At 51.1% G+C, this 24,776-nt stretch carries 25 protein-coding genes; 15 read left to right on the plus strand and 10 right to left on the minus strand.

Annotation, left to right across the window (positions count from 1 at the left end; all coding sequences use genetic code 11):
• Positions 1-110: 110 nt before the first annotated feature.
• From EDM55_RS28035 to EDM55_RS28045, 3 genes are read left to right on the plus strand one after another with little or no spacing between them, the layout of a single operon-like run.
• Positions 111-1,163 (plus strand): ABC transporter substrate-binding protein, encoded by a 1,053-nt coding sequence (locus tag EDM55_RS28035; RefSeq protein WP_092267572.1) that lies wholly within the window; start codon positions 111-113, stop codon positions 1,161-1,163.
• Between the two features lie 28 nt (positions 1,164-1,191).
• Entirely contained in the window at positions 1,192-2,121 is a 930-nt protein-coding gene (locus tag EDM55_RS28040; RefSeq protein ID WP_092267573.1) for an ABC transporter permease, read from the plus strand.
• Positions 2,114-2,911, plus strand: a complete 798-nt coding sequence (locus EDM55_RS28045) for an ABC transporter ATP-binding protein (protein ID WP_092267574.1) — start codon at positions 2,114-2,116, stop codon at positions 2,909-2,911. The genes EDM55_RS28040 and EDM55_RS28045 overlap by 8 nt, the downstream gene beginning before the upstream one ends.
• A gap of 79 nt (positions 2,912-2,990) precedes the next feature.
• Here the strand turns inward: EDM55_RS28045 and EDM55_RS28050 are convergent, their stop codons facing one another.
• Entirely contained in the window at positions 2,991-4,205 is a 1,215-nt protein-coding gene (locus EDM55_RS28050; RefSeq protein ID WP_092267575.1) for an MDR family MFS transporter, read from the minus strand.
• A 130-nt stretch (positions 4,206-4,335) separates the two neighbouring features.
• Here EDM55_RS28050 and EDM55_RS28055 point away from each other — a divergent pair, with 130 nt between their 5' ends.
• The 7 genes from EDM55_RS28055 (at position 4,336) to EDM55_RS28085 (ending at position 10,684) form a co-directional block, all read left to right on the plus strand.
• Entirely contained in the window at positions 4,336-6,153 is a 1,818-nt protein-coding gene (locus tag EDM55_RS28055; protein ID WP_092267903.1) for an SgrR family transcriptional regulator, read from the plus strand.
• Between the two features lie 139 nt (positions 6,154-6,292).
• Positions 6,293-6,706, plus strand: coding sequence for a tellurite resistance TerB family protein (locus EDM55_RS28060; protein WP_092267904.1), 414 nt, complete (start codon positions 6,293-6,295; stop codon positions 6,704-6,706).
• An 81-nt stretch (positions 6,707-6,787) separates the two neighbouring features.
• Entirely contained in the window at positions 6,788-7,588 is an 801-nt protein-coding gene (gene surE, locus EDM55_RS28065; protein ID WP_092267576.1) for a 5'/3'-nucleotidase SurE, read from the plus strand.
• A gap of 2 nt (positions 7,589-7,590) precedes the next feature.
• Positions 7,591-8,631: a hypothetical protein gene (locus EDM55_RS28070; protein ID WP_092267577.1), complete on the plus strand. Its 1,041-nt coding sequence runs from the start codon at positions 7,591-7,593 to the stop codon at positions 8,629-8,631.
• 149 nt (positions 8,632-8,780) lie between these two features.
• Positions 8,781-9,269 (plus strand): hypothetical protein, encoded by a 489-nt coding sequence (locus tag EDM55_RS28075; protein WP_092267578.1) that lies wholly within the window; start codon positions 8,781-8,783, stop codon positions 9,267-9,269.
• A 100-nt stretch (positions 9,270-9,369) separates the two neighbouring features.
• Positions 9,370-9,966 (plus strand): RNA 2',3'-cyclic phosphodiesterase, encoded by a 597-nt coding sequence (gene thpR, locus EDM55_RS28080; protein WP_092267579.1) that lies wholly within the window; start codon positions 9,370-9,372, stop codon positions 9,964-9,966.
• A gap of 49 nt (positions 9,967-10,015) precedes the next feature.
• Positions 10,016-10,684, plus strand: a complete 669-nt coding sequence (locus tag EDM55_RS28085) for a hypothetical protein (protein ID WP_092267580.1) — start codon at positions 10,016-10,018, stop codon at positions 10,682-10,684.
• 104 nt (positions 10,685-10,788) lie between these two features.
• On the opposite strand, the gene EDM55_RS28090 is transcribed toward EDM55_RS28085, so the two are convergent.
• The 5 genes from EDM55_RS28090 to EDM55_RS28110 form a co-directional block, all read right to left on the minus strand.
• On the minus strand, positions 10,789-11,664 hold the full coding sequence (locus EDM55_RS28090) for a M23 family metallopeptidase (RefSeq protein ID WP_122961931.1): 876 nt from the start codon (positions 11,662-11,664) through the stop codon (positions 10,789-10,791).
• A 104-nt stretch (positions 11,665-11,768) separates the two neighbouring features.
• Entirely contained in the window at positions 11,769-12,248 is a 480-nt protein-coding gene (locus EDM55_RS28095; protein WP_122961932.1) for a chemotaxis protein CheW, read from the minus strand.
• 197 nt (positions 12,249-12,445) lie between these two features.
• On the minus strand, positions 12,446-13,588 hold the full coding sequence (locus EDM55_RS28100) for a DUF3626 domain-containing protein (protein ID WP_122961933.1): 1,143 nt from the start codon (positions 13,586-13,588) through the stop codon (positions 12,446-12,448).
• A 125-nt stretch (positions 13,589-13,713) separates the two neighbouring features.
• Complete coding sequence (locus EDM55_RS28105; RefSeq protein ID WP_122961934.1) at positions 13,714-14,331, minus strand: stalk domain-containing protein; 618 nt, start codon at positions 14,329-14,331, stop codon at positions 13,714-13,716.
• A gap of 257 nt (positions 14,332-14,588) precedes the next feature.
• Positions 14,589-15,110: an ADP-heptose synthase gene (locus tag EDM55_RS28110; RefSeq protein ID WP_092267585.1), complete on the minus strand. Its 522-nt coding sequence runs from the start codon at positions 15,108-15,110 to the stop codon at positions 14,589-14,591.
• A gap of 130 nt (positions 15,111-15,240) precedes the next feature.
• Between EDM55_RS28110 and EDM55_RS28115 the strand changes: the two genes are divergently transcribed.
• Complete coding sequence (locus tag EDM55_RS28115) at positions 15,241-15,915, plus strand: TerC family protein (RefSeq protein ID WP_122961935.1); 675 nt, start codon at positions 15,241-15,243, stop codon at positions 15,913-15,915.
• A gap of 44 nt (positions 15,916-15,959) precedes the next feature.
• Here EDM55_RS28115 and EDM55_RS28120 read toward each other — a convergent pair whose 3' ends face one another.
• Complete coding sequence (locus EDM55_RS28120) at positions 15,960-17,048, minus strand: HD-GYP domain-containing protein (RefSeq protein WP_122961936.1); 1,089 nt, start codon at positions 17,046-17,048, stop codon at positions 15,960-15,962.
• 114 nt (positions 17,049-17,162) lie between these two features.
• Positions 17,163-17,777: a MerR family transcriptional regulator gene (locus tag EDM55_RS28125; RefSeq protein WP_122961937.1), complete on the minus strand. Its 615-nt coding sequence runs from the start codon at positions 17,775-17,777 to the stop codon at positions 17,163-17,165.
• A 232-nt stretch (positions 17,778-18,009) separates the two neighbouring features.
• Between EDM55_RS28125 and EDM55_RS28130 the strand changes: the two genes are divergently transcribed.
• The 3 genes from EDM55_RS28130 (at position 18,010) to fabI (ending at position 19,828) form a co-directional block, all read left to right on the plus strand.
• Positions 18,010-18,732, plus strand: coding sequence for a ZIP family metal transporter (locus EDM55_RS28130; RefSeq protein WP_122925286.1), 723 nt, complete (start codon positions 18,010-18,012; stop codon positions 18,730-18,732).
• Between the two features lie 70 nt (positions 18,733-18,802).
• Positions 18,803-18,964, plus strand: a complete 162-nt coding sequence (locus tag EDM55_RS30525; protein WP_170184506.1) for a hypothetical protein — start codon at positions 18,803-18,805, stop codon at positions 18,962-18,964.
• Positions 18,965-19,054: 90 nt separating this feature from the next.
• Entirely contained in the window at positions 19,055-19,828 is a 774-nt protein-coding gene (gene fabI, locus EDM55_RS28135) for an enoyl-ACP reductase FabI (RefSeq protein ID WP_092267590.1), read from the plus strand.
• Positions 19,829-19,963: 135 nt separating this feature from the next.
• Here the strand turns inward: fabI and EDM55_RS28140 are convergent, their stop codons facing one another.
• Entirely contained in the window at positions 19,964-22,300 is a 2,337-nt protein-coding gene (locus EDM55_RS28140; protein WP_122961957.1) for a UvrD-helicase domain-containing protein, read from the minus strand.
• Between the two features lie 82 nt (positions 22,301-22,382).
• A complete protein-coding gene (locus EDM55_RS28145; protein ID WP_122961938.1) occupies positions 22,383-23,747 on the minus strand; it encodes a hemolysin family protein in 1,365 nt (454 codons plus the stop codon).
• 254 nt (positions 23,748-24,001) lie between these two features.
• On the opposite strand from EDM55_RS28145, the gene EDM55_RS28150 reads away from it, so the two are divergent.
• On the plus strand, positions 24,002-24,751 hold the full coding sequence (locus EDM55_RS28150; protein WP_122961939.1) for a YitT family protein: 750 nt from the start codon (positions 24,002-24,004) through the stop codon (positions 24,749-24,751).
• Positions 24,752-24,776 lie beyond the last annotated feature (25 nt).

Below are 24,776 nucleotides of genomic sequence, written 5' to 3' on the forward strand. Positions count from 1 at the left end.
AAGGCTTTCTCAACAATCTGAAGAGAGCTTCATGCTCTCTTTTTCTTCTTTTAAAAATGTTTTAAGCGTGTTAAAATTAGAAAAAATTTTTAAGGGGGTTTATTGATCAAATGTTCAAACAAAAGAAAACAGTAAAAATGATGAAGAGTTTTTTATTTCCCTTGTTGCTTTTGTCCGTCACCGCGTGTGGACAGCAAAGCGCCACTCCGGCTAACAACCAAAGCACGACACCTGCAGCAAGCACGCAGGAAGCTCCTGCTGCCGACAAGCAGCTGACAATTGGGATCTCCCAATTCGTTGAGCATCCAGCGTTGGACGCAGCACGTGAAGGCTTTGTGGCACAGCTCGCGAAAAACGGCTACGAGGATGGCAAGCAAATCAAAATCGATCTGAAATCTGCGCAAGCAAGCATGGATACAGCGATCTCCATCGCACAAAAATTCGAAGCTGACAAAGTAGACCTGGTGCTGGCAATCGCAACACCAACGGCGCAAGCGGCAGCGCAAACAAGCAAAGAAATTCCGATCCTTTTCACAGCGGTTACGGATCCAGTAGAAGCAGGGCTCGTAAAATCCATGGAAAAACCAGAAGGCAACGTAACAGGTACTTCTGACATGAACCCAGTGGAAGAGCAGCTGAAGCTGATCAAGGAAATGAAAGCTGATGCAAAAACAGTAGGAATTATCTACAGCTCCGGAGAAGTAAACTCCAAGGTACAAGTAGACGCAGCCAAAGCGGTTGCAGACAAGCTGGGCTTGACAATCCAAGAAGCTGCTATCACTAGCGCTACAGAAGTGAAGCAGGCTGCTGAGTCTATGGTTGGCAAAGTAGATGCTTACTACATTCCGACAGACAACATGGTCGTTTCCTCCATCGCTGCTGTACTGGGTGTTGCCGAATCTCAAAAAATTCCAGTGATTGCTGGTGAAGAAAACTCCGTGAAGAGCGGAGCGATCGCTACTTACGGTATCGACTACACCAAGCTGGGTGCACAAACGGCTGACATGGCTGTGAAAATCCTGAAAGGCGAAGCAAAGCCAGGCGATATGCCAGTGGAAATGCAAGCCGATATGAAATTGGTATTGAATAAGAAAGCTGCGGAAAAAATGGGAGTGACCATTCCGCAAGCGATGCTCGACCGCGCAGGAGAAGTGGTAGAGTAATACATGCAGTAACGGGAGGACTTCTTCTATGAATCTGGCAATAATGGGAGCAATCGAACAGGGCTTGCTATTCGGAATATTGGCCCTGGGCGTCTATTTAACTTTTCGCATTCTGAACGTACCTGATTTGACCGTAGACGGTAGCTTTGCCTTGGGCGGCGCGATCGCAGCGAAGTTTATCATTGATGGAACCAATCCTTACCTTGCTACTTTGCTGGCTTTTGTAGTCGGCGGTGTGGCAGGTGCCTTTACCGGCGTCCTGCATACGAAAGGGAAGGTAAATGCCCTCTTGGCTGGGATCCTGACCATGATCGCGCTGTATTCGATCAATCTGCGCATCATGGGGAAAGCCAACCTGCCGCTGTTGCGCGAAGACACCTTGTTCACCTATGTGAAGGATCTGAGCGTTCCAAACCTGGCTGTTGGCGGAGTGACGATCCTCACCGGTGTGGCTATCGTGTTCCTGGTAGGAGTGTTGGTTCTGAAGCTGGCAATCGACTGGTTCCTGCATACGGATCTGGGTCTGGATCTGCGAGCAACGGGTGACAATCCGAAAATGATCCGCAGCTTCGGGGTGAACACCGATACGACAACGATCGTCGGTCTGGCGCTCTCTAACGGTCTGGTCGCGGTTTCCGGTGCGTGGGTAGCCCAGTATCAGGGCTTTGCCGACGTCGGAATGGGGATCGGGATGATTGTGATTGGTCTTGCTTCTGTTATTGTCGGGGAAGTCTTGTTTGGAAGTTCCTCGATCTTTAGAGTGACACTCGCTGTCATTTTAGGTTCGATCGTCTATCGTCTCGTGATCGCATTGGCTCTGCAGGCGGGTCTGAATCCGTCCGATATGAAGCTGATTACTGCCTTGATCGTTATCATCGCTTTGACCGTACCGACGATTGCCAAAGCTGTTTGGAAGAAACCGGTACGTGCGATGAAGGGAGGATCTGGCGATGCTTAAAATTTCAGGCGTAAATAAAGTTTTTAACGCGGGCACCGTCAATGAAAAAATTGCCCTGCGCAATGTCAATCTGGATGTGAAACGTGGCGAATTCATTACGGTCATCGGGAGTAACGGGGCCGGGAAATCGACAATGATGAATATGATTTCCGGTGGCATGCTGCCGGATGAAGGTACCATCACCATCGATGGGAAAAATGTAACGAAGCTGGGTGAGCATCAACGTGCCAGCCTAATCGGTCGCGTGTTCCAGGACCCGATGGCAGGGACAGCGCCAAACATGACAATCGAAGAAAACTTGGCGATTGCTCTGGCACGCGGTCAAGGACGTAAGCTTTCTTTCGGGGTGAATAACCACAAGCGGGAGCTGTTCCGCGAGCAGCTGAAGCAGCTGGATCAAGGTCTGGAGAACCGCTTGAAAACAAAGGTAGGCTTTCTGTCCGGCGGTCAACGTCAGGCACTCAGTCTCTTGATGGCGACGTTCACAGAGCCAAAGATCCTTCTCCTCGATGAGCATACGGCGGCGCTCGACCCGAAACGGGCACAGCTGATTGTCGATCTGACGGAGAAGATCGTCGAACGCTATTCACTGACGACGATCATGGTGACACACAATATGGAGCAGGCGCTCAACATGGGGAATCGTTTGCTCATGCTGCATGATGGCGGGATTATTCTCGACATCCCAGATGAGAAAAAACGTACCATGAAGCCGCAAGATCTGCTCCGAGCTTTTGAAACCGCTCGTGGCGGAGAAAGCTTCAACGAAGACCGCTTCTTGCTTACCTAAAAGCCAAACATCCCGATTCCATGAAAGTGTGGATCGGGATGTTTTTTTTATGCTGGAAGCTGTCCAACCGCAGAATCGTCTACGAGTGGACGAGCTTCTTTTCTATTTTGCGAAAGTAGGCATACATCGCGCAGCCGCCGAGGAAGAGAACCATCGCGATGATGAAGAACAGGGTAGGGCCGCCGAAATGAAGCAAGACCAAGCTGCCAAGGTACGGTCCACAGGTGCGGGAAATGTCCCAATGTGTCCCAGTGATCGCAAAGTAGCGGCCTCGCATGGCTGGTGGCGCCATTTTCGAAACGAAGGTTAGCAGCTGCGTGAGACCAACGCTTTCTCCGAGTACCCATACCAGCTGTAGGGCGATGAGGACGGGCAAGGAATCGGTGAACCCATAGCCGAGAGCTACGAGTAGAAAGCAAAGGTAGGAGCCGCCGATTAACAGACGTGTCGGCAAGTGCTGCGTAATTTTGACCAGCCAAAATTCGAGACAGATCAGGAGCACGCCTTTGATTGAAACCAAGGTAGCCAATGTTTGCAAATAATTCGGTATGCTTTGCTTAAAATGAAGCTGCAGATTCGTTTCCATTTGGGCGTAGAACAAGCTGATGGGCACCGACAGCAGCATGATCGCAAAGGCTGGGCGGTACGCGTGCCAAGTGCTTTTCTCATGCGCTGCTGAATGTTCTTCGGACGTAGCGGGAGAAGGCTCTGCATGGGGGACTTTTCTCCACAGGGCTGCCGCATACAGGAACAGTGAAGCAGCAGTAAACAAAAAGGCAAGAGCAGGTTCGTATCGGTAGAGGAGAACACCTGCGAGCGGCCCGAGTACGGCGCCGATGCTGCTTGCAGTGTTGAGTAAGGCAAAGGAGCCAGCCATCTGATCCTCTGGGATGGAATCGGCGAGATGAGCCCGACTGGCTGGAATGAACAAGGAGCGCCCTGCCCCGTTCAAGACGTAGAGCAAGCCAAAGGCGGCCATCGAGTCTGCCCAAGCCATTCCGAGCATAGCTGCTCCTTGTATGAGAAGGGACACGAGCATTACACTCTTTCGGCGGAAGCGGTCTGTCAGCCCACCGGCAAACAGCGTAAGCAGTATTTCGGAAAAAGGCTGCAGCCCAATAATGAGCATGGTCATGGTAATGGACCCGCCAATGTGTTCACTGAGATACAGGACCAAAAATGGAGCAATCATGGCGCTGGACAGAGAAGTCAGTGTTTCTCCAAACAGCCGAACCCATAAGATAGGCGGATAAGTGGCGATCAGGCGTCTGAGGCAAAGAGGAATGTCATTCATGGCGAGTATCCTTTCTTTCTGCTGCGGGAAATGGTTTCGTCCCATTTTACGTTGGTATAATGAGGAGAAAAAGCGTACGATTAGGACGCAAAGTTTTTCATGTTTTTCGGAAAGAATTGGTGGTGATCCTATGCAATTGGTCGAACAATACACACGCTTGTTTGCGGGTTTGTCAAATAAAGAGCTGGGACTGCCGCAGGAAATCGCTTTGGCGGAAGTGGCGGCCATTCTGTTTTGTACACAGCGCAATGCTACGTGGACGTTAAAAAAGATGCAAAATCATGGCTGGCTGCAGTGGCAACCGGGGCGAGGGAGAGGAAAACGCTCCATGCTCACTTGTCATTTGGCTCCACAGGATCTGGTGATGTCGGCAGCCAAGGAGCTCGTTCAAAAAGGCGAGATTCACACTTCTCGACAGCTGATCCAGCAGTATCAAAGGGAGTGGGCAGGATTGGAGGAGGCCTATTCCTTGTGGATGAGCAGTCAGTTTGGGCTTCGCGTTTCCAGGGAAAAGGCAAAGGAAAGGGGACAAGGGGGGCGCATCGATACCTTGCGCTTTTTTGTGGATCGACCGTTTCGCTGTCTCGATCCCATACGGGTCCTGCTGCGTTCACAGACGCATGTGGTCAAACACGTTTTTGATACGTTGGTCCGTTTTGATCCCGTCACGAGAACGGTTGTCGGAGCGCTCGCTTTTTACTGGGAATCGGATGAAAGCGGTGTCGAATGGACTTTTTGTTTGCGCAAAGGGGTTTTGTTTCATCATGGCAGATCGCTCACTGCGGATGATGTGTGCTATTCGTTGGAACGAAGCTCAGGAGCAGAATCGAGACATCGCTGGACGACAGCTTCGATCGAGTCTGTCAAAGCTCTCGACGAGTATACGGTCAAAGTGATCTTGCGGCAGCCCGATCGGTTGTTTTTGCATGCCTTGAGCAAAGAATACGCATCGATTGTGCCGCAGGACTATGCCCTGAAGATGGGAGCGGGCTTTGAGAGCTGGCCGATTGGCACGGGACCTTTTAAAGTCGTGCGCAACGACGACTCCATGCTCGTCCTAGAAGCGTTTCAGCCCTATTTTGCGGGACGCCCGTTTCTCGATCGGGTAGAGCTGTGGTGCGTACCGGAGATGGAGGCTGGATCGGATGCGGATCAGATGCACCTTTTGCGGTCCGTGGCTGGTGCAGGGATCGCCCCGACAAGCAAGGAAGGGGAATGGAGAGGCTTTTCTCGCCATGAGCAAAGCTTTCAATACGTCAGTCTTAATGCCAATAAACCTGGACCGCTGAGCCGGAGGTCTTTTCGTGCAGTACTCGCCGCCATCCTATCTGGAGCCGTGCTTCGAGCGGAGCTGAAAGGGACAAGGCAGCCAGTGGAGGCATGGGGAGATGCCCTTTCCGATTTGCAGGAGGAGACTAGGCTGCCAGACGCTGTGCTGGATGAGCACGGGGCATTCGGGTACACAGGGGAACCGCTTCTGCTCTGCACCTACCCTGATCCGGATCATGTGGAAGACGCATGCTGGATTCAAAACAGATGCGCACAATACGGGATCGCCATTGAAATCGTCTATGTTGACCCGGAGGAGCTGGCACGTTCGGAGAGGATGCGGGAAGCAGACCTGATCGTGGATAGTGCAAATGTGGACGAGCGGTTGGAGCTGTCTCTTTTGGAGTTTCTCTATGCGGACGCTTTGAGCATTCGTCATCATCTAGATGAAGAGGGTCGGGAAGAGGTCGAGCAGCAGGTCAGCCGTATGCGTGCTTTGACATCCGATAGGCAGAGTGCGGACACGATGAGAGCGATCCTGGGAATACTGCTTGGCCGACATACGTTTGTCCCGCTGTATTCCAACCGAATCGAAATGCGGGCACATACGCAACTGTCCGGAATTTGTCTGGATGCGTATGGCTGGGTTGACTTTTCCCGAGTGTTCGTTCAGCCATAGCTGAAAATTTGTCACATTTTAGTGTGAAACCGCTTTCGTTTTTCAACGTATAATTAGACGTAGAGTGATTACCGTTATTAAGAACAAAATCTTATCAGTCAGACAAAACGGTCGAGGGGGAAACGCGTTGTACACGAAGATGGAAAAGGACAAACATATCGTGTTTGCATCCATTCGCTTAATGATCTGCGTAGGTCATGCAGATGGTTATATAGGAAATAAAGAAGTAAGCCGCATTCATGAGCTGGTGAATTCGGAGCACTTCACCCTCAAGGAGAGACAAATCCTGATGGACGACATGGATTATCCGAAACGTCCGGAAGTGATCGCCGAAGATCTGGTGGATTTGCCTTTATCCGAAAAGCTGATGATGATGCGCAAGCTGTATCACATGGCGTTAATTGACCGCAAGCTGTCTCCAAAGGAATCCAAGGAGATCGGGAGGATTGCTTGCTTGATCGGTATCTCGGAAGAAAAGCAGGCACAGGTAGAGGAATGGATCATCGACGGGATCAAATGGCGGGAACGCTGGGATGATATCGTAGCAAATTAGAAAGGGCCCCAAACAAATTGGGGTCCTTTCACCTTTTTTGGTACAATAAGGAGAAGGCTAGCGAAAGAGGAGGACAAATCTATGTTGCGGATCTTGATTACGAACGATGACGGTATTGATGCACTGGGTATCAGACGTCTGACCGAAGCGTTGCTGACACTGGAGGGTGCGGAGATTTACGTCGTTGCACCACAGGAAGAAAAAAGCGGTGTAGGTCATGGGGTTACCTTTCGCAGTGCATTGGAACCGCAAGAGCACGATTTCTACGGTCTTCCTGTAAAAGCTTGGGCTATTAACGGCAATCCCGCCGACTGTGTGAAAGCAGCGTACCACCTATTGTTTGAGGACGATCAAAAACCGGATATTGTTTTTTCCGGCATCAATGTCGGTACGAATCTGGGACGAGACATCTATTATTCAGGGACGTGCAGCGGCGCCCGTGAGGCGGTCATTCTCGGAATACCTGGCATAGCTCTGTCCTACGATAACTGGTTTGATCAGGATAACTATGGTGAAGTGGTGGAAATGATCCAGCCACTGATTCAAGAGTTCAGTGAGAAAGCGAAAAAGGGCGAGCTTCCGCAGCAGGTATTCTGGAATGTGAATATTCCGCACGTGCCGCAAAATGAACTGAAGGGGATCGTGCCGGCTTCCCTGTCGTTGAATCATTATGAAGACAAGTACAATAAGGAAGGTGCCGGCTACTACCTGGTCCGGGAATATCCGGAAGTCATGCCGCTTGCTGAGCCGTACGATTACGACCTGCTCAAACACGGCTACATCGCGATTACGCCAGTGCACATTGACGCTACGGACCGCGACCTGCTCAAACAGCTGGATGAGTGGACTTTCATCAAATCCTGGGGGAAACGCGAGGGATAAAGATGGCAGAGGAGTACGAGCCACAGATTGAGCCAGATGCAAACAGGCTGTCGCCGAGCACTCAGACCATGGGTGAACGGCTGGATCCTGACCGCTTTTCCGATTTGTACAGACTGGCAGGTGACGAAGGGCTTCCCTATTTTGCCCGCCTAAATTCGCAAGGTGTGGTCGAGCTGTACCTTGTCTTCGAATCGGTCGATGCATTTAGCGAGCAGACGCGGGATGCTGTATCGCTGGAATTCAAGACGTACCAGAACAAACTGCTTGCGGTCATCTGGACGCTTCCTGATCCTCTGGAGCCTTTGGGTTTTCCACTCAGCTTTGATATTTTGCAAAGGGAAGAACGCCATATGGCACAGGCGATCCTCAGGCAAGAGGCGACCCCTCTGCATTATCTGGCATACGAGGAAGGGCGCCTGACGCATATTTTTACCGAGTCGATCTCCTTTTCGGCTGAGGAAATCGAGCGTGCGGAGGGAATGATCCGGGCCTTGTTCGAGGGAACGCCAGAAGTGCTGCCTGAAGCTGCCGAGGTGAGGGAGGAAGAGACTCAGACGATGTCTGGGCTTGCTCTCCCCGCCGAAGTGCTTCAAGAAGAGGGCATCGCCTTTGTTCTCGATTACAAAAGTATGCTGGAAGCACACGGCGAAGAGGAAGCGCAGCACTTGTTGATGAGGACGGTTCAGCAGGCAGTGTGGGTCATGCGCAGGCACGCCCGAAGTGAAGTGAGGGACTCGTCCTTCACCGTTTGGGCAGCTGAGCAGGGTGAGCACCTCTCCCTCGTTGTCACGCCCATGCTCACGGATCTTTTTGAAGTCATTCACACGTCAGAGGACGAGTCCAATCCATTTGCCCGTTTTCTCATGACTCTACCTGCCTTTATTCAATGCGAGGACGTGCTCCCCATACGCCTAGGCGCCTTTCCCCTCCTGCGCTATGAAAGAGGCCGTCTCTATCAATTGGAGCTGGATGAAAGTGTACAGGCACGAATGTTCGAACTGTATCAGGAAGCGTTTTCAGGCAGTGCCAATCCTTATCTATAATCATGGCAACATTGTGAAAACGGATTTTCATAGGAATGTTTTCGGCTTCGAGGAAATATGGGTAAATAAGTCAAAATTCAACAAAGGATACGACAAGGAAAACTTCGAAGTAGGTAGGACAGACAATCTGCTGGGGAGAGGTGACAACGATGTACGCTGTTCAACCCGATATACTACAGTACGTTTCCGAATGCGCTCACCGTTTTCAAGAGGAGATTGAACAACTGGCTGAGAGTCATGTACTTACGATCGAAGGCGGGCTGCCGGCCCTGGAGCTGCAGGTCCAGCCCAAATTCCAGGCGTTGTTGGAGTACACGCTGTGGGGCGAGTATGGGGTCGTCGCGATCCACGGTAAGCTGCAGCTGCGAAACGAAGAGCTGACTTCCAAGGATCAATTTTCGATCATGATGAAGTTTTCCCTGTCGCACGATCCAAACATAGATATCGAACACAAGAAACAGCGCATCGAAGAAATTCTCTACGGGGAAGTGGACCTGTTTTGGAACATTCCCCCAGAAGGGCATATCGGGCATGTGGAATTGACGATTCGCTTTTCCTATCAACCGGGTACGGGAAGGCTAGGGGAATATGTACGCTGCGTCTTGGGCATCGTAACAGGTAACATGAAGGCCGCCTGATCACCATAAAATGTAGGACCAAAAAGCTCTCGAACATAGGAGAGCTTTTTTCCTTCTTTAGGGAAGGAAGCGAAAGGCGGGAAGGGAGAAGGATGAGAGTATGCGATTATTTGTTGCACTGGATATACCTGGACATGCTGCAGCGTATATAGCGGATATTCAACAGCGGCTGCAGCAGGAAGTGACTGCTGATCGTTGGCAATCCTTGCACAATCTCCATCTCACCTTGCATTTCTTGGGGGAAGTGCATGAATCACTGCTCCCTGCCATTTGTGAAGACATGGATATCGTCAGCGCCATTATCAATCCGTTTTCGCTGCGGATCGGAGGATTTGGCGCATTCCCTCATGCTGAGCATCCTCGCGTTCTCTGGCTGGGGCTGCGAGGCCAGACGAATCCTTTGAAGCAGCTGCACTTGTTGCTGGGAAAACGCTTTGACCTGCACGAAGGTCTTTCCTATGATCGGAAGCGGTATCGTCCCCATATCACCCTCGCCCGCGGTCCGCATGGTCAGGGAGGCGGGCTGCCCCTGCTGGAGTGGAACGAGCGTTATTTGGCGCTCGAGCCGCCACATTGGCAGGCCAAGCATGTCCATTTGTATCAGTCCGAGCTAAAGCCGGAGGGAGCAGTACATTCGATTATCCACACAAGCACGTTTGATAAAGAACACAGCAAAAAACAAGCGGTGCCTGAATAGACTGGAAGAAGAGACCAGTGGAGATCTTCCAGAAAGCGGTGGAAAACGGATGGGTGAGTTCACGACCGGCATTCTTTATCCACGCAAATACGAACCGAAAGTACTGATAGCCTTGTCCAAGACAGAAAAGCCGTACTTCCATAGAAACGTCAACGGCGACTGGAACGCTTTTTTCCTGCAGGACGAGTGGCTGGAAAGATCGGAAACCCTGCAATTTCTCCTGCAGCTGTCAAAGCATTTTGTGCCGCTGCTATGGTTTCACGACGCAGAAGACAATGGCTGGGGATTTCGGTTGTTCGATGCTGGCTACGAAGTGTCATCGGGGACGATCAGCTACTCGCTGGATGTTGAGATGGCCGAAGAGGAATTTGGTCGACTGTATCCGGAAATCGACCTGCAGGAAGGCATCGGAGAAAGTGACGAAGTGCGGCAAAAGTACGAAGACATCCTGGACCGGGTAGTACGCTCGGAGCTGTATCGGCGAGAAGTAGGCAAAGGAATTACCAGGATTAAGCCACAGTCCTTTCAGCGCATCGTTGGCCCCAAGCAAGTGCAACAGCTTCGTTCGTTGTTCGACTTACAGCTGTTAACGGATGTGGATGAAGATACTGGCGCTTCGTTGTTGTACGATTCAGTCGATCTGTTCAAAGAGATTCTAGGCATCGAAGAGATGGTTTGGGTCAATTACGCTTACCTGGCAAGCGGGGGAAGAGAATAGAAAGAAAAGAAAAGATAAGAGGAGGGCGATGTGGCGACATGCACATTGCCTTCCTCTGTTTTTTTACAGGAAGAGTGTATACGATTCTTAGGCTTGACAGAGCCTTAACCGCGAACGGTATCCCCCTGTTCAATCCGGTCAATGCCTGCAAAACGGATGCGAACGGATCGAGCCAGCAGGAGATCGGAGGAATCCGAAACCTGCATATGTAGATGGGGCTCGCTGGAATTGCCAGAGTTGCCGCATTGCCCGATCAGCTGTCCTTGTAAGACAGAATCGCCCGTCTGAACAGTGACCGAGCCGCATCTGAGATGGGCAAGCAGGCTGTACTCTTTGTTGCCGTGGTCGATCTCCACAAAGTTGCCGGCCGCATACGCTTCATTGACGATGCCAGGCTCGTTGTCCGCTATAGCGTTTGACACCTTGAGGACGGTTCCGGAAGCGGGAGCGAGGATCGGCTGTCCGAAAGCAAAATAGCTTTCATTGTGTTTGGGATCACCGAAGTAGGTTTGCCCGTTTTTCATGACGAGAAAGTCAAACGCATAGCGCTGGCTCGGATAGGCGTAGTGGTAGTTGACCAGTTCGTTTGTGCCGCCCCAATAAATGAACCACTCCCCGGTAAAGGGCAGCCGGTAGGTTCCTTTTGATAAGGCTTCGTCGGTTTCAGGAAAAGAGCTCAGATGGGTGAGGCGTAAACCGAGAATTTCACCGCTTTGACTGATCGCGGTAGATAACCCTTTTTGCCCACTCTCGTCCACCCAGACGATACGAAGCGCGCCGCCCCAGGGGACGATGGAGGCAGGACGTGCTTGATAAGCCTTTACCTCTTGGTGAAATTGGGAAGCAAACGTGCCAAACTCCTCCAGGCTCAATTGCTCTCGAAACGAGACGCTGCAGGCTTCGTAGAGCTGCTGGTACGCCCCCGACAGGAAGGCGGTCGGGATCCAGTCAGCCAGAGCGGCACGATCATGTCGTTCCAAATGAATCACACTCCATTCGGATAAATAGTACGGATGAAGCGAGGTTTCGTTTCTCAAAAACAAAAACCCAGCGTCCGATTAGACTGCACTGGGTTTGATGTGTATTATTTCTTTTTCCACTGTCCGAAAATCTCATCGATATCCAGAAGCATGATCAGCTTGTCGTTCAACCGGGCAATTCCTTGCAAATACTTGCCTTCGACACCGGCGACGAGTGGAGGCGCTGCTTCAATCAGCTTTTGGGGGATATTCATGACCTCGGAGACAGCGTCGACGATGATGCCCACATCGAGCCCTTCCAGCTGGAGATCGACGAAGCGTGTATCGTCTGTTTCTGCGACAGGCTCCAGCCCGAACATGGTGCGGAGATTGATGATTGGCAGGATGCGTCCACGCAAATCGACTACCCCTTCTACGTATGCAGGCGACTTGGGAAAACGCGTCACAGGCAAAGGCTTGATAATTTCCCGCACGAGCGAAATGGAGAGGCCGTAATACTCATTCCCCATCTTGAAAAGGATCGATTGGGCAGTTGCCCCTTCTGTATCCCACTGCGATCCGTGATTTTGCTTCACAAGTTCCATATGACACTTCCTCCCCGAATCTCTTTCCATTCTTTACCCATATTGTAGCATGGACAAACCTGAATAGGGGTGGTTTTTCAATCCGTCCGGCTACCCTACCTATCAAAACAGCGGGAGCCATGGACAAGAAGATAAAGTCATGGACTCCCGCTGTTCGATTATCAATCGATACTACGTCATACCCCACAGCTTTTGCTTCAACGAGCTTGTCTCCCGTATCGCACCAGCACGTGCCAGATCTGCTTCAGGTGTTGCCATGTCTCATTGGGCTCGCCCCAGTCTTTCCAGTCATCCGGGTGATCCGAAAAGTCGGCGGACGCTCTGCCAATCGTCGTGGCATCGAGCAATCCAGAAGATGCGCCGTACCGTTGATCCAATCTTACCGCGAGTGGAGGCATAGCTGGGCCACGGAAATCTGCGGACACGTCGCTCACAGAAAGAACAAAGCCCGGATGCCATACGAGTTCGATGCCGCACTTTTCCGCTAATTGCTGGAGCTTGCTGTCTATGTGCGTGCCCTGGTAGGAAGGATCGGCAAACAACGCTTCGACATCTGTACCAAGATCGATATCCCCGTGGATTTGCGCTTCGATGTAATCGTCCAATGCGCGCCCGATTCGGTGATTCACCTCTTGAAATCCATTTGCCCGTAAAGTTAGCAGCTGTTGGACCACGGCTGGTACATCCATGTTCGGCGAGCCGAGTGCTTCTTTGGTCGTTTCGACGCTGTGCAAAAGAGCTGCAAGGATCGCGTCGAAAGAATCAGCCGTCCCGAAATGCTCCGGTTCGGTATGGCTGTCGCCAAAAGTAAACGTGCAACGCTGCAGCAGATGAGGTCGCAGCTGAATAAAACAGGAGCCAAATCGCGGGGACGCGCCATCCGCATAGTTCATGAGGTTGAGAGCACCGTATTTAGGGCGTTCCTTTTCCTGAACAGTCGATGACTGGTAGGCGCCTCCGAATAATTTCTCTTCCCAGCGATCACGGTCCCCCCCGGGATAGGCAGTACGGCCACCGTTGGTCACGCCGGTTTCAAATTGGCTATGGTAGCTGCCAGTTGCCAAAAGTCCTTCTACCACAGAAATGCCAGCCGGAAGGATTCGATCTGGATGAAAGCTGAGTGTGATACGAGCATGCTGGCGGATGTTGGTCAGCAAATCCTCCACCGTCACAAAGTCTACGCCAGCATTCTGCAGGATGGACGTTGCTTGTTCACGCATTTGCTGTTGCAAAAGCGTGGATTGGTTTTGGACAAACTGCATGGCAAAAGACTGTGCTGCCGTTAACGATTTCTGTGAGCGCAACTGCTGTGACTGATGGGCGAATGGATCCACGTACATCCTCCTGACTCGTCTTCCAAGCGTTTTTATCCATTGTAGTGCATCCCATTTGCCATGAAAATCATTATTTTGGCACATGACAGACAAATGCCCCCCAAATGGAGGGTGCATTTGTCGTAGGGCATTTATTTAATCTTGATCCGATAGGTATAATCATCCGCCATCAGCTTCGTCACCTGTTCTCGGTTAGTCTGAACCGAGTAGGGAAGGCGGATGGAATCCCCGAGAATGAAGTCTTTATAGGTACCTTGCGTCTTTTTCAGGAGCTTGGTCGAGCTCGCCAGTACGGTCTGATCTTTGTTCAACATTTCTACGACGAGAACGGGCTCCCTTGGAAGGTCCTTTTCGATTACATAGACAAAGTCTAGGTTGATGCCTCCCAGAAGCCTGCTGCTATCCAGTGATGTCAGGATGCTATACTTGGGCTCGACTGACACAAATTGAGCGGATTCGTTTAGGATCAAAGGATACTTGGCATTCGTTACAGACAGATGGTAGGTTGCGTTTTTCGCATCCCATTTCACATCGTATCCGAGCGACTGCGCCAAAAGCTGAAGGGATACGTATGGCTGATTGTTATGCATGATCACGGGAGATGAAGTCGTGTCAATCAGTCTGCCTTCTTCCTCGACAGTAATGTTGGGTGCGGGCGCAGGTGCGGTAGAAGTAACAGCGGTGGCTGCAGCAGCAGGGCTAGCCATGGAAACGAGTAGGGCGAGGATTACAGGGATCTTTCCTTTCATGAGGAACCTCCAATATCATTATCAATATTTTCCATATAGAAATTAATGTCTACTTCTATCTGGAAAAACAAGGGAATAAACTCCCGATTTTAGAAGGATGAAACAGAAAGGCAAACAGGCAATCGCCATCTACAAAAGAGTAAAGATGGTAAGAAATGAGACAATTCTTTTCTAAGAAAAAGCCATACTAAAGGAAAGAAGCAAAAAAAGACTGACAAGCCGCGGCGTGTCAGTCTGCTCGTTCTTATCGGGTTTCCTCAGGGTTCCTTCAGCTCGCTGAGCGAAATTCCCTGTTCCAGCGCAAATTCAAAATCATCCACATCATAAAATTGAACGGGTACGATATATTCCAAAATCCGATCCTGATAGTCCGGCTGGTCCGTGATCAGCGGGACTTCAAATCGCATGGACGTGAGCAAAAGCTGTGTCTCGACAGGATCAAAAATTTCTCCCCACATGGCGTTGTCTTCCACTTTGATGATGGTCAGCGTGACACCATTCGGAAAGGTAAAAGGCACCTTGGACCACGGAGCGATCAACCCTTTTTCCAAGCGCTTGCGGTTGAAGGGATCATGGAAGAACTGACTCATCTCCTGCATGATCTTCCGTACGTACTGATCGTCGCCAGAGTAGGGCATGATAGGTTCGGGGCTTTGGATGAACTCGTCCAATTCATAGATTGTCGACGCGGGTATCAGATATTCTACCGGTTGCGATGGGGACATCAGCTCCCCGTAGATAGCCAGCATGATCGCTTCGGTAACGAATTGTTTCGACATTTCGACAACCCTCCTCCTTACAATCATACTGAATTCCCGTACATACAACAACCCCAGACAAGGGGAGAGAGTGCACGGTTTCCCATTTCCTCATCGACCGCAAGAAAGTGAAGTATCGGAGGGATGATCCTTGTTTGATTCCGCATTTGTCTCATCGCTGCTCATCATTATTACCATCAATATTGTGCTGAGTGGAGATAATGCCGTCGTAATTGCGATCGCTTGCCGCAAGCTTGCCCCGCAGCAAAGAAAAAGAGCAATCCTCTGGGGGACTTTCCTGGCTGTGATTGTCCGGGTAATCGCTACTGTGCTGGCGGTTTACCTTCTTAAAATCCCGTTTTTGTACTTGGTGGGTGGGGCTGTCTTGCTATGGATCAGCTACAACCTGCTGCGGGAAGAGGACGAGGACAGTCAGATCGAGTCCAGTGAGGATATGGTGCAGGCGGTCAAGACGATTGTAGTCGCCGATGTGATGATGGGGCTGGACAATGTTCTGGCTATCGCCGGGGCGGCAAATGGCAATCTCGTATTGATCGTGCTCGGGCTCATTATCAGCGTGCCGCTCATGGTGTTTGGAAGCCAGCTGATACTGAAAGCTATGGAGCGGTTTAACTGGCTTGTCTACTTGGGCTCTGCGGTATTAGCCTGGGCAGCAGCCAACATGATTACAAACGAAGAAATCATCGCAGACTGGCTTTCCTCGTACAGTGGCCTGGAAGCTGTTATCAAAATCGTCCTTGTTGCGCTAGTGCTGTTTCTCGGTTACTGGCAGCGAAGCCACCACGACCAGGCACATGCGGAGTAAAAGGAAAAGCTGAGACGCACGAGGTCTCAGCTTATACTGTGTTCTTACATCGTTTGGACGATCGTGACGCTCATCCATTCTTTTTCGTATAGATTGATTTCGTAAGGGGATGCGACATTCGCTCCATCGGGTTCCTGTAAAATGCGGATCGTCGGTCGATTCACCGCCAGCGAATTGACTTGGGACACGACCCCGACTTGCCCGGTATTCAACTTCACCGTAGAGGCGACTGGATAAATGGCGACATGCTGCAAGAACAGCTTTAACAGATCCAAGTCGAAATAGGAGTTGCCTGTCGCAAATAAAAACTCCGTCGCGTCGCTGGGCGAAAAGCTGTTGCGAAAGGGACGAGGGGAAATCAGCGCGTCATATACATCTGCGATGGCAACGATCCGGGCGTACTCATGGATGTTTGTGTCTGTCAGCTGCCGCGGGTATCCGGTACCATCGTAGCGCTCATGATGCTGCAAGGCACAGTGGGCAGACACCACCGAAATATTGTACTGGCCGCGCAAAATGTTGAAGCCTTCCTCCGTATGATACTGAATTCGTTTGCGTTCCTCCGCATTTAGCTCCAGCTTTTGACTCCATAGTTCTTTGGGAACCTGTGTCATGCCAATATCAAAGAGAAGGGCGCCAATCCCCAGATCCATCAGCTGCTGCTGGTTATAGCCTTTTGCCAGTCCTACAACTCCCGCAAGTACAGCTACATTGACTGCGTGATGAAAAAAGTAGCCGTCAAGTACGTGAAGATGGGAGAGATTGACGAGCACATCGCGGCGGCTGCTCAGGTCTGTAATGATTTCTTTGAATACCTTTTGGAAGGTGCTGCCGAAGTCGGGCAAAGAGGTTCGGCGTTTGACCAAGGGCTGGTCCATCAAGCCCGTCATCGTTTTGTAGACCGCATCAACGGCATCTTTTCGGGTTTCATCACGTATCGCTTCATCAGGAATGATATCATCCGTATGTTTATCTTGAATATAAATGGTGTCGATACCCAATTGAACAAGCCGATCGATATAGCGCTGCGTCAGTTCTACTCCAAGTCCCAGCAGAACATTTCCGTTTTCGAGAAACACGCTTTTCGCTACTATATCGCCCGGCTTTACCGAGGAAATATGCAATTTTCTCACAACGATGGTCCCAGTCCTTTTCTTGTTGAAGTGTAAATCGTCCTGATATTCTGGCTATTCCGCTAGTTCCAATATAGCACAAGGAAGGAGAGGAGACTACCGTTTCCCTAGATTCTATTCTGCTGCGCGATCCGATCGGGTAAACCAGCGAAACGGATTCAGTGACCAGCGAGGCTCATGACGAGCGTAGCGCTCTTTGCGGCGTGTCAAGCGTTGCTGCATCAGGTCCATTTCAAAAGTGACACGGCGAATTTCCAAACGCAGCGATTCCTGCATTTCTTCGATGTCCGTAATTTTTTGCAGGATCGTCGATTGCATCGTGTTCAAGGCAGTCAGCTGCGTGAGTTCACGCTGAAACTGGACTAGCGTCTCTTGCACACTGCGCTCCATTTCCTGCATGCCTGCGTCCCGCTTGTTGGAAGCTGCTACAGTAATAGCAGTCTCTTCTACGGAAGACAGCTCGTCCGATAGGAGGAGATCTTCCGGAATCCGACCTTCATCGATCAGCTGTCGCTGGATTTCACGCAGCGAGCTGTTCCCGCTATCTTTTCGTTCCTTTACTTCTTTCAATAAGGCGAAGCCGTTTTCACTGATCAAATAGTGACCCTGCGGATTTTTCAGTCGTTCATGTGCCGGTACGAACAAGTCCAGCCAGTTGCGCAATGTACGAACATGCACGTCAAGGCGATCAGCTACCTCTTTCGAAGCCATCCAAACTTGTACATCCATCCCGAATCACTCCTTTTTTTCCCCCAGATATTCCCGGTGGAGTCATTATAGCACCATTTTTTTCCGGGAAAGAGAGAATCGACAAAGGTTCTAAAAAGTAGTGGGAATTCGTCTGTTTTGGACAGTTCTGCGTTTTTTGTCAAAATGGCGTACATGCTCATAATGACCGGGACAGGCGCGTACAATGAAGGGATGAATCGCCTACCCGCAAAGACGAGGAGAGGACTGCACGATGTCACCTGTCTTCTGGATTATTCTACTATCTGCTGCAGCAGCAAGCAGTATCGGCGGGCTGCTGCTGTGCTTGCGCGCCTGGTCGGAAGAGGCCCTGTTTGCCATGATCAGCGCGGGGGCAGGCCTGCTCTTGGCGATAACGATACTGGATCTGCTTCCGCATGTGCTTGAAGGGGAAAATCACCGGATGATGCCGTTTGTCCTGGTTGGTTTCGGGATGCTCTTTGCGATTGAAATGATCGGGAAGTCGGGAGGAGAGCTCGGCTCCACAGGAATGATTGGCGTGATGTCAGGATTTTTGATGCATGCATTTGTCGAGGGTGTATCGCTCACAGCAAGTATGCGGATGGATACGGAAGTCGGGATGTCTGTTTTGCTCGCGATGCTGCTGCACAAAATCCCGGATGGTGTGACCGTAGCGTCCTTGCTGCTCGCGGCGACCCGCTCTCGCCGAAAAGCATTTTGGGGGGCGACCTCCCTAGGGATTGCCACAATTGTCGGAGCGTGCAGCATGGGGGCCGTGGAGCGTATTTTTCCACCGGACTGGTCTCCGGTAATGCTGGCGATGACAACGGGTATCTTTTTATATGTCTCAGCCAGTCACCTCGTTCCGTACATTCACCATGCGCGAAAAGCACAGCTGGGTGTTTACTTTTTTGGCGCGATTTTGGCGTATATGATGCTGGCAGCGTATTTATCCGGCGGCCATTCGCATGCATAAACGGAGCCTGAACTTGCCAGTCTAAGGAAAGAATGACTGGATGGACTGTGCAAGAAGGGGGCTGGAACAAATGAATGATAAACAGGGCGCGGGAGAGCTGGAGGAATTGATCATGCAGCGGCAGGCCGAGTTCCCGGAAATAGGCACTACCTTGAACCCGTTGGAGGAGCCTTGGTGGGGCTTTGACTTGTACGCAGACAATTCGACAGGGATCTCGTCTGACAGCGAATGATAGTGGAAATCTGTCCCATTTCTCACTCTCGTAACCGTGGACAAGATCGGTTATAATGTGGGATAAGTTGGAAGGGGGCAGATGCGTACTATGAATACATTGTTAGAGGGGAAAAACATCGTAATCATGGGAGTGGCTAACCATCGCAGCATTGCTTGGGGAATCGCCCAATCACTTCACAAGGCTGGTGCCAACCTGATCTTTACTTACCAGGGAGAACGTCTGCGTGAAAACGTGGCCGAGCTGTCTGCCAAGCTGGGCAAGGAGTCGCTGCTGGTCAATTGTGACGTGACAAAGGATGAGGACGTAGAGGCAGCCTTTGGCGTAATTCGCGAACAAGTCGGTGTCATTCATGGACTGGCTCACTGCATCGCCTTTGCCAAAACAGAAGAGCTGGAGGGCGAGTATGTCAATACGTCCCGTGATGGCTACGCGCTTGCACAGGATATCAGTGCCTATTCGCTGGTTGCGGTGGCACGCGCAGCTCGTCCGCTAATGACAGAAGGCGGCAGCATCGTCACCATGACGTATCTGGGAGGAGAGCGTGCAGTTGCGAATTACAACGTGATGGGCGTAGCCAAAGCTGCTCTGGATGCATCTGTTCGTTATTTGGCAAATGATTTGGGCAAGGAAAACATCCGCGTCAACGCGATATCGGCTGGCCCGATCCGTACACTTGCCGCTAAAGGAATCCGTAATTTTAATGCCGTCCTCAAGGAAATTGAAGAAAAAGCTCCTCTTCGGCGCACGATTGATCAATCCGAGGTAGGGGATACGGCGTTGTTTTTGTTCAGTAATCTGTCCCGCGGGATTACGGGAGAGATTCTGCACGTGGATGCAGGCTACAGCATCGTGGCTGGTTAATAACGATACATGCATAACAGGCTCACCTTTCGCGCACACTTTACGTAAATGCGAGGAAGGGAGCCTGTTTTTATGTTTCCATTAATTACAAATATGGAAGAATTTTTAATTTACATGGGTGGCGGCTTTCAGTACCTACCTGCCCATTTCAGCGACGAAGCGGGAGATCCTGGTTTTTCTTCCGAAGCGTTCGCGGGGGATGCCGATGCACAAGCTGTGACGGGCCCGGGTAATCGCGACGTATAGGAGTCTTCGCTCTTCCTCCAGCGCTGCGTTCCCACCTTTTCGCAGCTCGTCCAGCGTGTATTCGTGGGGCAAGGCGCCTTCGACGAGGTCCGGCAAAAAGACATGATCGTACTCCAGCCCTTTTGCCCGGTGAATACTAAGTACATGAACAGCTTCTTCCGGGAGTGGCCGCTGCGTGCGCCACTCTTTTTCCCGTTGAGTCATTTGGTCGATGTAGGTGAGAAAATCAGCGACAGTCGCATGTCGCTTGGAAGCGGCCAGCAATTGCTGCAGCTCGTCTGCCCAGCGATCTTTGCCGTCTTCGCGGTTCTTTGCCCGCTTTTTTAAATAATCGCGAAGCTTGCCATCCTCGTAGATGAGCTCCAGTGCCTGGGCAGCTGAGCCTTCACGGCAGGAGGTCAGGATGTCCATCACGGTTTGCAGATGCTTGCGCTGGTAAGGCTTGAGCTGAGCCTGATTGGGCAGGACGTGAAGAATCGGCACATCCTCCAAAATCGCCTGACTGCGCAGGGCATTCCACATCTCATGAGAAATGTAGAGCGTGGGTAAAACTTCCTTCAGGGCATCCGAATCGTCAGGATTCTGCGCGAGGCGCAAATAGGCAAGTGTCCAGCGCACCGTTTGCCTTTGATAAAAGGAATCCTCTTCTTGAGTGTAGTGAAATGGAATCCCTGCTTCACTCAAACGCTCCAGGATTGGACGCGCGGATTCATTGGTGCGATACAGGATCGCGCATTCACCGAGCAGCGCCCCTTGCTCTTGGCGATGAATGATTTCATCGACGATCCGGGATGCTTGCTCTTCTTCGTCCTCTGGTTCAAATAAATACGCATCACCTTCTTCGTGATGGAAGGAGCGGCATTCCTTTTCCCAGCGTTCCCGGTTGTGGCCAATCAGCGAATAGCCGAGACTGACGATGGACGAGTGCGAGCGGTAATTGACCTCGAGGGTGATCGTTTGCGCTTCGGGAAAATCTTTGGTGAAGCCCAGTATGTACTGCGGATCACTTCCGCGAAAGCCGTAGATGGACTGATCGTCATCGCCAATGACACACAGATTGTTGTGAGGAGCAGCGAGCAGCTTGACCGTCTCGTACTGAATCCGGTTAATATCCTGAAACTCGTCGATCATCACATGGGTAATTCGATCCTGGTAACGCTTCAGCAGCGTAGAATCCTCCCGCAGCATTTCGTAGCAGCCGATCAGCATGTCGTCAAAATCAAACCAGTTATGCTTTCGCTTTGCTTCCTCGTAGAGCGGGTAGAGCTGCTGGGCCTGCTTTTCCGTATCGCTCTCGGGCTCGCGGTAGGCGACATCGTGCGGCAGGAGGTACTCGTTTTTCCAGCGGCTAATCACGCCGAGAGCGTCCAGCGCTTCGTTTTCTTTTAGCGCCAGTAAGTCATCATGTCCCAAAAGCACGCCAGTTTCTCGTAGCAGACGCCATTTTTGCCATTCCTTTTTCAAGAGGCGCTGCTGATCCCAGCGAGCGGGCTGATGATGCAGAAGCATGCGGTAAAAAATGCTGTGGAACGTACCTGCGACAAGCTCGCGGGCTTGGCTTGGCAGCAGCTGCCGTGCGATGCGTTGGCGGATTTCCTCGGCTGCCTTTGTCGTAAAGGTGACCACCAAAATCTGTTTCGGCTCGATTCCTTTATCCTGTATGAGATGAGCTGTACGAGCCGTCATGACTCGAGTCTTGCCACTGCCCGCACCAGCCAAAATGAGCAGAGGACCCTCGGTCGTATGAACGGCTTGTTGCTGTCCGGGGTGCAGGCTTTCGTTACGCTTTTGTTCTGCGAGATGCTGGATGCTCTTTTTTGGCGTCAGCCTTTTCCGAAAGATCGGCGGCTTGGGAGCAGGGGAAGGTACAGTTGCGCTTTTGCCGATACTGCGTTTTTTCGGCATGCGAAAAGAACCGATCATCGGGTCCTCTGTCGTCTCTACTTCTTCCGGCTTGTCCACAACGGCTGTGGCAGCGGCGACCTGCTCCTGCACGAGCAGCCATTCTGGTCCGGACGCTTCTTCCAAAGACAAGCCAGAGCAATCCACATCCTCGGCGTGCGCAAAGTACGGTTCAAACGTAACACCAGCAATCAGACGCAGTGGGAATGCACAGACTGGACAGCGAATTTGATCCTGTCGCGCTGCCATACGCCAAAAGGGGATGCGGTTGTAGGTTTCCGGTTGCAGCAGGATAGGTTTATTGTCGAGAAAGGCATGTTTCATCAAGGACACCTCAGGTTGATAGTAAGAATGAAAGAAGAAGTGCCCCCTGGCCGCAGGGGACACTTGCCAACTTGTTGTGTCATTAGGATTGGGCGTGCAAGAGCACGTTATCTTCGGGATGGGCTGCGGATTCCTCTTCACCAACGTAGGAAATGCCTACACGGGTGATGCGATGGTTTTCCAGCTCGCTGATTGTGAAGCGATAGCCCTGGTACAAAACGGCTTTTCCGTGTCCTACTTCCTCATTCAATTGGCTGTAGAGCCAGCCGGCAATGGTATCAACTTCATCAGACACCACTTCAATCGTAATGTAGTCGTTAAGCTCTGTCAAAAGCGTTTTTCCGGAAACGGACAACTCGTTGTTCGAGCTTTCCTCAATCTCGGGCCGTTCATTGTCATCAAATTCATCTTTAATGTCGCCCACGATTTCTTCCAGAATGTCTTCCATGGTCAAAATGCCAGCTGTGCCCCCGTACTCATCGATGACGATGGCGAGCTGAGAACGCCGCTTCTGCATCAGCCGCAGTACATGGCTGATTTCCATGGACTCCGGCACGGTCAAAAGCGGGCGTAGGAAGTCTTTGAGCTCCGCTTTTCCTGTAGTCAATGCGGAAAGGTAAAAGTCTGAGGTATGGACAAACCCGATCAACCGGTCTTTATCCTCATGGGCAACGGGAAAGCGGGAGTGGCGCGAATCTCTCATGATTTCCAAATTTTCATCGAATGTATTGTCGTCGTACAGACAGATCATATCGATACGAGGAATCATGATTTCCCGGGCAAGTCGTTCCGAAAACTCAAAGACATTATCAACGAGGGCAAGCTCCGTCTGGTCAATATGGCCACTCTTGTGGCTTTGTGTGACAAGCAGGCGAATTTCCTCTTCCGTATGAGCAGACTCGTTCTCGGATGCAGGCTCGATGCCCAGCCGTCGGATGAAGAGATTGGCGGCGCCGTTCAACAGCCAGATCAACGGATAGCTGATCTTGTAAAAAAACATGAGCGGTCCTGCTGTCCACAGAGAGGTTGCTTCTGCTTTTTGAATGGCAAGAGACTTGGGTGCCAGCTCTCCCAAAACGATGTGCAAAAACGTGATGATCGCAAAGGCAATAGCCAGCGAGATCGGGCCTTCCAAATAAAGCGGCAGATGAAAAAATGCCATCATGGGTTCGACATAATGGGCGATCGCAGGCTCACCAACCCAGCCTAATCCGAGCGAAGCCAGCGTAATGCCGAGCTGGCAGGCAGAAAGATAGGCATCCAATTGCTGGGTGACCGTTTGCGCGTAGCGGGCGGATTTGTGATTGCCTTCGCTGACGAGCTGGGCCAATCGGGTTTGGCGGACTTTTACTAACGAGAATTCTGCTGCGACGAAAAAACCGTTCAAGAAAACCAAAAACAGCACGAGCAGCAGATTCAGCGTAAGCTCCCCTATCGGACTCTCCAAGCATGCCTCCTACCTCCCGCGGTGCGAAAGGAGGAGAACTCACCTCCGTCTGATTGAAAATATGGTAATTCCAATGTACGATTGAAAGCTTGCAAACATTCGTATCTTCCTTGTTACAGGATAGTATACCAATAGGTCAGCCGAACAGTCAAAACGTTCCGACTCCGTAGTGTGCATTCCAAAGCGGATGGGACATACCCGTAGATTCTGTGTCATACACATAAACGAGCTCTAGATGAAAGGAGGGGAGGAGCATGTATTGGCTGACCAAAATGATGGCTGTCCTGGCAGGCAGTATTCTGGTTGCAGTAGGCGTAAATCTGTTTTTGGTTCCTCATCGGCTGATGGATGGAGGCATGATCGGAATCGGTTTGCTGGCCACCTACTATATGAAATGGCCGCCGGGACTCGTCATGATTTTCGTCAGTATCCCGGTGTATATCCTCGTATTTTTTTGCGATCGGCGCTTGTTCTTTCACAGCTTCCACGGGATGCTCATCTCCTCCTTCTTCATCGATATTTTGTCTGTGCTGCGAGAGTGGAACCATTGGTCGACAGCCAGCTCATCCATCACGGGCGGCGTTTTGATTGGAATGGGGATTGGGCTAATGCTTGCTTACGAAACGAATACGGGCGGAACGGACCTGCTCGCACAATTCCTCGCCAGGCGATTTCACATGCGCGTCGCTCTGCTGATTTTGTTTATCGATGGATTGATTGTTGCCTGCTCCTTTCAGACGATTGGTGCAGAAAGGACCGTATTTTCTCTGCTTACGATCATCGCAGTGGCTGCGACTACGCACATGTTTAGTGGACTTAGGGGCAAGCGTCCACCATATACCATTTTGGGACCGCTTGTTTCCAAAGCCAGCAGTGAGCGCATCGCGTTCGGTTCGAGCAGAACCCTTCGTACACATGCTCCACAGCCGATCTCCTATAGCTACATGGAGAAGGGGGAAGGGAAGGGGAAATTTATGGAGAAAATAAATAGGAAATCGAAATGAAATGAGGGAAGCTTCTTGTCTGCCC

Origin of the sequence: Brevibacillus centrosporus (assembly GCF_003710815.1) — a bacterium.
GTDB lineage: Bacteria > Bacillota > Bacilli > Brevibacillales > Brevibacillaceae > Brevibacillus > Brevibacillus centrosporus.